Source organism: Aquificaceae bacterium, assembly GCA_037722135.1.
Classification (GTDB): Bacteria; Aquificota; Aquificia; order Aquificales; family Aquificaceae; genus Pampinifervens; species Pampinifervens sericum.
Genome location: JBBKAW010000049.1, coordinates 1 through 5774, shown reverse-complemented (window position 1 = coordinate 5774; position 5774 = coordinate 1). Strand labels below are relative to the sequence as shown.

6 protein-coding genes and 1 tRNA gene are annotated in these 5774 nt (G+C 41.7%); all 7 read right to left on the bottom strand.

The genetic code is table 11. From position 1 onward, the window contains the following. Positions 1–74: 74 nt before the first annotated feature. On the bottom strand, positions 75–1097 hold the full coding sequence (locus WKI49_03585; protein MEJ7621583.1) for a chorismate-binding protein: 1023 nt from the start codon (positions 1095–1097) through the stop codon (positions 75–77). Then, positions 1098–1589, bottom strand: coding sequence for an ADP-ribose-binding protein (locus WKI49_03580; protein MEJ7621582.1), 492 nt, complete (start codon positions 1587–1589; stop codon positions 1098–1100). It lies immediately after the preceding gene. An 8-nt stretch (positions 1590–1597) separates the two neighbouring features. Beyond that, positions 1598–1671, bottom strand: a tRNA-Arg gene (locus WKI49_03575). A gap of 12 nt (positions 1672–1683) precedes the next feature. Further along, positions 1684–2088: a bacteriohemerythrin gene (locus tag WKI49_03570; protein MEJ7621581.1), complete on the bottom strand. Its 405-nt coding sequence runs from the start codon at positions 2086–2088 to the stop codon at positions 1684–1686. 19 nt (positions 2089–2107) lie between these two features. Further along, a complete protein-coding gene (locus WKI49_03565; protein ID MEJ7621580.1) occupies positions 2108–2782 on the bottom strand; it encodes an N-glycosylase/DNA lyase in 675 nt (224 codons plus the stop codon). After that, complete coding sequence (locus WKI49_03560; protein ID MEJ7621579.1) at positions 2775–4322, bottom strand: AAA family ATPase; 1548 nt, start codon at positions 4320–4322, stop codon at positions 2775–2777. Before WKI49_03560 ends, WKI49_03565 begins: the two co-directional genes overlap by 8 nt. Positions 4323–4331: 9 nt before the next feature. Then, positions 4332–5531, bottom strand: a complete 1200-nt coding sequence (locus WKI49_03555; GenBank protein ID MEJ7621578.1) for a chromosomal replication initiator protein DnaA — start codon at positions 5529–5531, stop codon at positions 4332–4334. Positions 5532–5774 lie beyond the last annotated feature (243 nt).

Genomic DNA, 5774 nt, shown 5'->3' with positions numbered 1-5774 from the left:
ATTTTGCTAAGTCTGTGTGGGATTTCTTCAAAGATGTCCTTTAGAGCTATGTCTTTTGAAGGCATTTATGAATTTTAATACACAGGGTCAAAGGCTTGCGTTTTTAAGAGCACTTCTTGCCATTCTCTTTCTGGAGAGGAATCCCAAACTATGCCTGCACCCGCGAAGTAGGAAACCCTTCTACCTGAGCCTATGGCAGTTCTAATTAGCACACTTAGGAGAAAATCCCTGCCTTTTATAAGCCCACCTGCTCCGCAGTAGTAGTCTCTGCTGTGAGGTTCAAGCTGGTCTATGACTTCTACCGCCTTTCTTTTGGGAGCACCTACCACGGAAGCGGGTGGAAAGGTCTCTTTGAGTATCTCCTGCAGGCTTTTTTCTGTTCTTGCCCTCACTGTGGAATGCATCTGAAAAAGCGTTTTGTATTCTTCTATCTTAAAAAGTTCTGTCACTTCTACACTTCCAGACAGAGCTATTCTTGATAAGTCATTCCTTACCATGTCCGTTATCATGAGGTTTTCCGCTTTGTCCTTTTCGCTTTTTAAAAGGTCTTCTTTGTTTTTTGCAGTCCCTTTTATTGGTTTACTTAGTATAAGGTCTCCCTCCTTCTTTAGAAAGAGCTCCATAGAGCCACTTATAACATAAAAGTCCTCAAGGTCAAGGAAAAAGGCGTATGGCACTGGCTGACGCATATAGTATCTCACAAAAAGGTCAAGAGGGTCTCCATAAAGCAAAAAATCAAACCTACAGGTAAGGTTTAGCTGATATACTACACCTTCTGATATGAGCCTTTTGACCTCTTTAACCGCATCTATGTAGTCCTTTGCAGTAAAGGAGGAAGAAACTCTCTCAAGTCTTATTTCTTTCTGCTCGTAAGAGAGCCTCTCAAACCCATCAATCTCAAGACATACAATAGGCGGAAAATTTCCGCTTTTTATCTGTAAGCCTAAGGTTTCAGAGCTCAGAGAATAAGAAAACAAGGCAAAGCCATAGTTTAAGTTTTTGAAATCCTTGAGAGAATTATAGACCTTTAAATCCCTTACCTTAGCTTTAAAAAGACCTTCTTCCCCCAACCACCCACCAGAAAGAATAAGACGCATTCACAGAAGCCTTTTCCACTCTTCTACCATTTGCCTATCAAGGTCTACAAGTATGACCCTTTTGAGGTTCTTTGGTTGAAAATTCCTTATCTCCTCAATCATGGCTCTTGCGGATACATCCTTTGGAAGTCTTCCCACACCCGTTCCCATACCAGGCATGGCAATGCTTTTAAAACCCATCCTATCCGCAAGCTCCAAAACCGCCCTTACCGCTTTTCTTACCTTTTCCTCTGTGGTTTCCATAGCAGGCTCTTCCATGGTAGGCGCGTGTATTACGCCCTTAAAAGGCAGTTTTCCTGCAGAGGTCAAGACCGCAGAACCCACAGGTATAGGAGCTTTTGAAACTGCCTCCTTCTCTATCTCCTCACCACCAAACCTCTTTATCACTCCAGCCACACCGCCACCCATAAGACCAAGAGAGTTGGCAGGGTTTACTATGGCATCCGCCTGAACCTCAAGAAGACTTCCTTGGACTACACTTATTTCCATCATGGCAAATGCGTCCCCGGGAGGATTCGAACCTCCGACCTCGAGATTAGGAATCTCGCGCTCTGTCCTTCTGAGCTACGGGGACTAACATAATATATTATATCAAACCTTTTTCCTTTGCATACTCTCCGTATTTCTTGTCCGTTTTACCTATATGTGTCATAAGCCATCCCCAGGCAATAGCCAATGCTTCTCTAAAAGCTTCCGCATCTCCGTTTTCTAACCTTGACGATAAGTCATATATTACCTTTCTAAACATTTCATGAGTTTTTTTGTGAGCTTCAAGCTCTGGATATCCGATAGCCTCCATAAATTTTTCCTCCCTTGTAAGATGCCAGTTCACATAGTGGAGTAGCTCCTCTTTAAAAATCCTAATAGCTTGTTCTTTTTTACCCTCCCTTAGGAGTGCATAAACTTCATTAAGATAGTCCACAAGCATTTGATGGTCCTTGTCCATCTCTTCCACACCGGTTTTTAGGTCTTCTGTAAGTTCCACAAGCATAGCTCCACCCCTTTTATGATTATTTTAACACCTTCCCCGTTTTGTGGTAGAAGATATAAAGGTCAAGCTCTCCTTGAGACATTCCAAGCTCTTGGCATATTTCCTCAAGCTTTCTCTCCGCCTCAAGGTATATGCGTCTTGTAATGGTTTTGTAGTCTGGCAGGAGACCCTTTTCCTTAAGGTATCTAAAAATGTGCCTGTCCACTATTGCCACGTCTTCAAAGCCTATGTTTCTCAAAAAGTGAGATGCCTCCTTAAGACCAAAGCCTTCCACCTTGTATTTGGAACAGGTATCGCTTAGTAGGTCTCTTATAATCTTCCCCTCCTTTGAACCAGAAAGAAGCTCCATAACCCTTTCAAACTTATCCCTTGCCTTTACTATTCTTTCCGCCCTCTGGCGAGCAAAACGATGCCCTGCAGAGGATATGGTCTTTTCAAGCTCCTCAAGGCTCATACTCCTAAAACCTTCAATACCTATAAAACTTTGCAGTTTTATACCCATAAGAGCGGAAGAGTTAGCGGTAAGAAGACAAAAGCAGAGCTCAGAGAATATGTCCGCCTCATAGGAATAGTTGGCAAAGGGTCTAAAGTCAAAGGTGGTCTTTCCAGTCTTCCCAAGCTCCTTGAATTCAGATAGCCTTCTATCTACGTAAGGTTTTATCTTCTCCTTTAGCTCCTGCAATTCCTCAAACACCGCAAACCTCCTTTATAAGCTCTTTTGCTCCCTCTAAGGTCTTGCTGTTTACCGTTCCCATAAGCCTGGCTATTTCCTCAACTTTTTCTTCCCCAGAAAGCTCTACTATCCTAATGAAAGGAACATCTCCAATGGTCTCCCTTTTTGTAGTAAAGTGCTTGTCTGACACACTGGCTATGGCAGGTGAATGGGTTATGACTATAAGCTGTGTCTTTTTTGAAAGCTCTTTGAGTAACTTGGCAAGTTTTATGGAAGTTCTACCGCTTATGCCCATGTCCACCTCGTCTAACACATAGGTCTGTGCAGGTGGAGAGAGCATAAAAAGAGCAAGAGAAAGCCTTGATATTTCGCCTCCAGATGCTACCTCAGAAATATCCCTTTCCTCCCTTCCGTAAGAAGAGAAGAGAAACCTCACCTGCTCCTTGCCATACCTTCCCTCTTTTCTCTCAAAGAAAACCTTAAAGCTTGCCCCCTCAAGCCCCATACTCTTTAAGTATTCCATCACCTTTTTCTCAAACTCTTCCTTCGCCAAAAACCTTTTATTGCTGAGCTCCTCGTATAGTCTATAGAGCTCTTCTCTTTTTAAGTTCAATTCCCTTTCTAAAAGCTCCGTGTCTTCTTCTTGAAGTTTTTGAAGTTCTTCTCTTAGCTTTAGCATATACTCGTATATATCCCTATAGTCCCTTCTGTATTTTCTCTCAAGCCTTTGCACTTTGTATACCCTTTCGTTAAGTTGGTCAAGCTCCTCTTGGCTATAAGATATAGCTTTTGACCTTAGCTCCCTTTCAAGGTCTATAAGGTAATCCTCAAGAAGTTGTAGAGATGTTGTTTTGTCTTGCAAAACTCCCATACTGAATAGTTCCCTTAGAGCTTTTTTTAATTCATTTAGCCCTTCCAAAGACCTCTCAATGTTAGACAATCCTTGAAACACAAGGTTGTTTATCTTCTCTGCTAAGTTTATCTCTTTAAGCCTTTTTTTTACAAGCTCATATTCTTCTGGCGTTAGTCCTGCCTCTTCTATCTGCCTTATCTCCTCAGATATAAGCCTTTTCCTCACTTCTCTCTCAATTCTCCTTTGGTTTACGTTTTTAAGCCTTTCCTCAAGCTCCAAAACCTTCTCATAGACACTTTCTACAACCTTTCTTAGTTCCAAGCAACCTGCAAAGCGGTCATAAACCTCCCTTTGGAAGTCCATTCTTAATATTTTTGTCCTGTCGTTTTGACCTTGCAGAAGCAGGTTGGAACTTAAGACTTCTTCCACCACCCTCTTTGTGCTACCTCTTCCATTCAGATAATACCTACTCCTGCCCTTGACTATCTCTCTTCTAAGGATAACTTGTTCTTCTCCAAGGTCAAGCTCCGCCTCTACACAAGTTCCTTCTGGATAGTCCCCCTCTCGCCCCATGAGGAAAAGCAAAGAGGAAACGGTAAGAGATTTCCCAGTCCCAGTTTCCCCCGTTATAACATTGAGCCCTCTGTCAAAGTATAACTCCTCGCCTTTTATAAAGAAAAAGTTTTCAAGGCTTAACCTAACAAGCATAGTTATCTTTTAATTTAAACCCAGATGTTTTTTGACGCTCTTCTCCAACATCTCAAGCATGTAGGCAAACTTCCTGTCTTGCTGTTTTTTCTCCTCTACCTTTTTTATGGAGTATAGAGCAGAGGTATGGTCTGGTTTTCCAAAAAGTCTTGCTATTTCTGAATAGGACATATGCAAAAGAGTTCTGCAAAGATACATGGCGGTCTGCCTTGCCCTTAAAACCTTTCTTTCCTTTGTCTCCCTTTTTAGGTCTTCGGGTCTAAGGTTGAAGTATTTAGCCACATGTCTTATTAGGTCTTCTTCTTTACGTAGAGTTTTTGTAGAAGCTTCTTCCCTTATGCCGGTAAACTTTAGGGTTTTTATAAAGCCCTCTATCTCCCTTACGCTGTAGCCAGTATTTTCCATAACATAATCAATATGTCTTTTGTCTGTAGGAAGTCCAAAAAGTAGTAGCTTGTGCCTTATTATAGATAGTTTTGTTTCTGCATCAAGCCCTATTTCCAAAATAAGACCGCTAACAAACCTACTCAAAAGCCTTTCAGATACATCCCTTATATCCCTCGGATGCCTGTCGCTTACAAACACTATCTGCTTTTCCTTAGATTGCAGAGCTTCAAATACCCTAAAAAGTTCCACCTGTGTCCTGTCTTTGCCAGAAAGAAACTGCACATCATCCAAAAGTAATATATCCACGTTAGAATAGGTCTTCCTAAAATCCTCTATTTTCCCGTTCTTAAGGCTTTTTATCATCTCCTCAGAAAATTCTACCGCTTGTCTATATATAGCTTTATAACCTAAGGACTTTGCCATATTACCTACCGCATGTAAAAGATGAGTTTTGCCAAGACCAACACCACCATATATAAAGAGAGGGCTATATACACCCGGATTTTTAGAAACCTCAAGACACACCTTGTATACAAGCTGGTTGGACTTTCCCACCACAAAGTTATCAAAGCTAAAAGAGGACAAAAGACCATCCTTTGTAAGCTCCTCTTCCTGCCTTTTATCCTCTTCCCAAGACTTTACCAATATCTCCTTTCCGTAGTCGTAGAGCCTTGCTCTTATGTATTCAAGCACCCACCTTTTCTGCTCAAGGGTAGGCGTGATTATAAGGACCCTGCTGGGTGTTTCCTCAATCTTGAACTGTCTGAAAAGCCCCACCGCAAACCTGTCTCTGCTTTCCACAAAAAGTAAAAAGTTCCTCATGGCTCATGCTTACCGCTTATGCACGTAGGGTTTTTATTGCCCCTCAAACCGTATCTAAATCATAACTCCTAAGTGGGAGCACCCTCAAATCAGGAAATGCTTATAGGCTAAACCTCCGAAAGCAGTGAGCATAAATCTTGGATAGTTTGAAACTATTTAAAAAGGCTTAAAAACTCTGTCTCACTTAGCCTTGGTATGCTTAATATCTGAAGGTTTTCCTCCAAGTGTTCCAACTTACTCATA

Bases quoted from the DNA above. Each gene is read 5' to 3' on its own strand.
- WKI49_03580 (MEJ7621582.1), bottom strand. From the start codon at position 1,589: ATGATGGAAATAAGTGTAGTCCAAGGAAGTCTTCTTGAGGTTCAGGCG.
- WKI49_03560 (MEJ7621579.1), bottom strand. From the start codon at position 4,322: ATGCTTGTTAGGTTAAGCCTTGAAAACTTTTTCTTTATAAAAGGCGAG.
- WKI49_03555 (MEJ7621578.1), bottom strand. From the start codon at position 5,531: ATGAGGAACTTTTTACTTTTTGTGGAAAGCAGAGACAGGTTTGCGGTG.
- WKI49_03570 (MEJ7621581.1), bottom strand. From the start codon at position 2,088: ATGCTTGTGGAACTTACAGAAGACCTAAAAACCGGTGTGGAAGAGATG.
- WKI49_03585 (MEJ7621583.1), bottom strand. From the start codon at position 1,097: ATGCGTCTTATTCTTTCTGGTGGGTGGTTGGGGGAAGAAGGTCTTTTT.